This is a genomic window from Bradyrhizobium sp. (genome assembly GCF_035570375.1).
Classification (GTDB): Bacteria; Pseudomonadota; Alphaproteobacteria; order Rhizobiales; family Xanthobacteraceae; genus Bradyrhizobium.
Genome location: NZ_DATMLW010000031.1, coordinates 1 through 3,670 on the forward strand (window position 1 = coordinate 1; position 3,670 = coordinate 3,670).

Annotated in this window: 3 protein-coding genes; 1 reads left to right on the plus strand and 2 read right to left on the minus strand. The window is 61.4% G+C overall.

Annotated features, from left to right (window positions below; translation table 11 throughout):
* Window positions 1–48: 48 nt before the first annotated feature.
* Window positions 49–1,731, minus strand: coding sequence for a glutamine--tRNA ligase/YqeY domain fusion protein (locus VNX23_RS03915; RefSeq protein ID WP_325627867.1), 1,683 nt, complete (start codon window positions 1,729–1,731; stop codon window positions 49–51).
* A gap of 378 nt (window positions 1,732–2,109) precedes the next feature.
* On the opposite strand from VNX23_RS03915, the gene VNX23_RS03920 reads away from it, so the two are divergent.
* Window positions 2,110–3,135, plus strand: coding sequence for an IS110 family transposase (locus VNX23_RS03920; protein ID WP_325627868.1), 1,026 nt, complete (start codon window positions 2,110–2,112; stop codon window positions 3,133–3,135).
* A 296-nt stretch (window positions 3,136–3,431) separates the two neighbouring features.
* Here VNX23_RS03920 and VNX23_RS03925 read toward each other — a convergent pair.
* A partial coding sequence (locus tag VNX23_RS03925) for a transposase (RefSeq protein ID WP_325627869.1) occupies window positions 3,432–3,670 on the minus strand: 239 nt, incomplete at its 5' end.

Here is a 3,670-nt window from a genome sequence, read left to right on the forward strand (position 1 = left end):
GCGCCGAGCTGTTCGCTCAAGAAGCAGGAAGTCGCAAGCCTTGTCGGCTTAGGTCTTGCCGACTTCCTTCGCAAAGGTGTCGCGCAACCCTATGGTTCGGTTCAACACCGGGCGGTCCAGCGTCGAATCTTTGTCGCGGACGAAATAGCCCTGCCGCTCGAACTGCATGGCCTCGCTCGAATCGGCCTCGGCAATCGCCGCCTCGACCCGGGCGTCTTTCAGGATCTCCAGCGACAGGGGATTGAGGTCGGCGGCGAAATTGGCGGCGTCCGGGCTCGGCTTAGCAAAGAGCTGGTTGTAGATGCGGATTTCGGCCGGCCGGGACTGTGCCACCGGCAGCCAGTGCATGGTCGCCTTGACCTTGCGCCCGTCGGGCGCGTTGCCGCCCTTTGTTGCGGGATCATAGGTGCAGCGCAGCTCCGTGATCTCGCCGGCCGCGTTCTTCACGACGTCCGTGCACTTGATGAAATAGGCGTAGCGCAGCCGCACCTCATTGCCGGGTGAGAGCCGGAAGAACTTCTTCGGGGGATTCTCCATGAAATCATCCTGCTCAATATAGAGCTCGCGACCGAAGGCGATCTTCCGCGTGCCGGAGTTTGGATCGTCGGGGTGATTGATCGCCTCGATCTCATCGACCTGCCTTTCCGGATAATTCTCGATTACGACCTTCAGCGGCTTCAGCACCGCCATGCGGCGGAGCGCCGTACGGTTCAGCTCTTCGCGGATGCAGAACTCGAGCATGCCGACATCGACCACGCTGTTGGCCTTCCCGACACCGATGAGCCGCACGAATTCGCGGACCGCGGCCGGCGGCACGCCGCGGCGCTTCAAACCGGCAATGGTCGGCATGCGCGGATCGTCCCAACCTGCGACATGGCCGTCGCGGACGAGCTGGGTCAGCACGCGCTTGGAGAGCACTGTGTAGGTCAGATTGAGACGCGCAAATTCATACTGATGCGGCTTGGACGGCACCGGCAACTTTTCGATGAACCAGTCGTACAGCGGCCGGTGGTCCTCGAACTCCAGCGTGCAGATCGAATGCGTGATGCCTTCGATGGCATCCGACTGGCCGTGCGCATAGTCGTAGCTTGGATAGATCGACCATTTGGCGCCGGTGCGCGGATGATGCGCATGCAGGATGCGGTACAGCACGGGGTCGCGCAGGTTGATGTTGCCGGCGGCCATGTCGATCTTGGCGCGCAACACGCGCGCACCGTTCGGAAACTCGCCGGCCTTCATGCGGCGGAACAGGTCGAGATTCTCCTCGACCGAGCGGTCGCGGAACGGCGAGTTCTTGCCGGGCTCGGTCAGGGTGCCGCGGTTAACGCGGATATCCTGCTGCGACTGGTCGTCGACATAGGCGAGGCCGCGCTGGATCAGTCCCTCCGCCCATTCATAGAGCCGATCGAAGTAGTCCGAGGCGTAAAACGGCTCACCGGCCCAATCGTAGCCGAGCCATCTCACATCAGACTGGATGGAGTCGATATACTCCTGCTCTTCCTTGGCCGGATTGGTGTCGTCGAAGCGCAAGTTGCAGTGGCCCGGAAATTCCTGCGCAATGCCGAAATTGAGCGCGATCGACTTGGCGTGGCCGATATGTAGGTAGCCGTTCGGTTCCGGCGGGAATCGGGTCACGATCTCTTTGTATTTGCCGGAAGCGAGATCAGAGGTGATGATGTCGCGAATGAAGTCGCGCCTTTCCTCTGCCGTCGCCGATTCAGTCGTCGTCATCTCAACGTCCCCGCGGAACCAAGCGGCCCTTCTGCCAAATTCACGTTCCTAGGCCAAGCCCCGCCCGCAACTCTAATTAAAGCTGCGAAACGCCTGGCGCGGACCCGCTCTCGGAACGCCTTCCGGGAGGCCGCTGTAGATCGATCCATGTCATAAGCGGCCACGTGGGAGGACTGGCCCGCACATTGGCTTCTAGGCACGGCGCCCTGCGGCCAGGAGCCCGCGCTCAGAGACGCTCTGTAGCCGAGGGAGCGCTCGTGTTCCCCAAAGCCTGCCCTATTGGACGCGGCCTAATACATACCGTACATGAGGTTGCTGCTCTCCGGCGTCGGGGAGACCCTTCGCTGGTGATTCGTGAGCAACGAATGGAGAGCAGCGATGAGGATGTATGCAGGGTTGGATATCGGCGGCAAGCGAACGGCGATCTGCGTGATCGACGGGTCGGGCAAGACGGTGTGGCGGGGAACCGTCGATACGCATCCGGAAATGATCGACGACGCCTTGCAGCGGTTCAAGGGATTGCTGGATAAGGTCGGGCTCGAGAGCGGCCCATTCACGCCGCATCTGTTCCGGTCGCTTGAAGCGATCGGCTATCCGATGATCTGCATGGACGCTCGCCGCGCGGCGGACGCCATCAAAAGCCGACGGATCAAGAGCGACAAGGGCGACGCCTGGGCGCTGGCCGAGATGTTGCGGACTGGCTGGTTTTCCTCGGTCTACGTCAAGTCGGTCGACACGCATCGGTTAAAGGCGCTGTTGGGGGCGCGCGATCAATTGGTGAAGCTGAAGCGCTCTCTGGGCAATCAGGTGCGTGGCCTGCTTCGCCCGTTCGGCATCAAGCTGCCGTCGCGAGCCGGCGCGAAGAAATTCGACGAGGCGGCCTATCTTGCGACGCGGAATGATCCAATCCTGCACGCGGCGATCAGAGCTCTCCTGGAATCCTTGGCCTCGATCGAAGGCCAGCAGGCGCGGCTGGACGATGAGCTCGACGAGCTTGCAAAGCGCAACGAAATCGCCTGGCGGCTGATGAGCGTGCCCGGCGTAGGCCGAATAACGGCTCTGGCCTATATGGCGGCGATCGAGAACGTCGAACGGTTTGGCAGGACACGCGACATCGGCGCCTACCTGGGCTTGACCGAGCGGAGATATCAGTCGGCCGAAACGGATGTCGGCATGGGCATTTCCAAGCAGGGCGACGCCATGGCGCGGCACTATCTCTATGAGGCCGCCAATGTGCTTTTGACGACGGTCAAGAAGCGCTTCGCCCTGCGGAACTGGGGTCTGAGGCTGGTCAAGACGATAGGCCCGAAGCGCGCCCGAGTAGCGGTCGCGAGAAAGCTGGCTGTGCTGCTTGGACGACTGTGGAAAGATGGCGCGCACTTTGAAGCGGCGGTTGCCGCGTAAGCCGCGAACGAGCTGGTCGATGAACAGGAGGATATAAAAGGGAATCTAGCGTTCCGCCCCTCGGCAATGCAGCGGGTGCGGATCCATGAGGGTGAGCGCGCGACCTTTGGTTGCAGGTAAAGCCTGCGTTTAATACATTGCGCCGCCCGAAGGGTCAGTGCCAGCGTCGCCCCGGACTGTTGACGCCGGCCTCGGCCGGACGTCGAAAAGAACCATCGATGCGGGCCAGGCTGAAGGGTGACTGCGCACAAACCACTTGACGCAGCAACCTCATGTAAAGAACCAAGACTCGTTGATCATGACCGATGGGCCCAATTGCGAAGGCCGATGGACATGATCCGCCAGGGTTGATCGACGAGGTTGTTCCAAGCCTCGCAGCAATGGTCGACGACGTCGTCGTAGGATTTGAAGATTCGGTTTGAGAGCCAGTTGTCGCGCAGGAACTGCCAGACGTTTTCCTGCGGATTGAGCTCCGGACATTTCGCCGGCAACGGGATCAAGGTGATGTTGGGCGGCATGACGAGCCGGCCCGACA

Excerpts from the sequence above, each read along its gene's own strand:
- VNX23_RS03915 (WP_325627867.1), bottom strand. The coding sequence starts at position 1,731 with ATGACGACGACTGAATCGGCGACGGCAGAGGAAAGGCGCGACTTCATT.
- VNX23_RS03920 (WP_325627868.1), top strand. The coding sequence starts at position 2,110 with ATGAGGATGTATGCAGGGTTGGATATCGGCGGCAAGCGAACGGCGATC.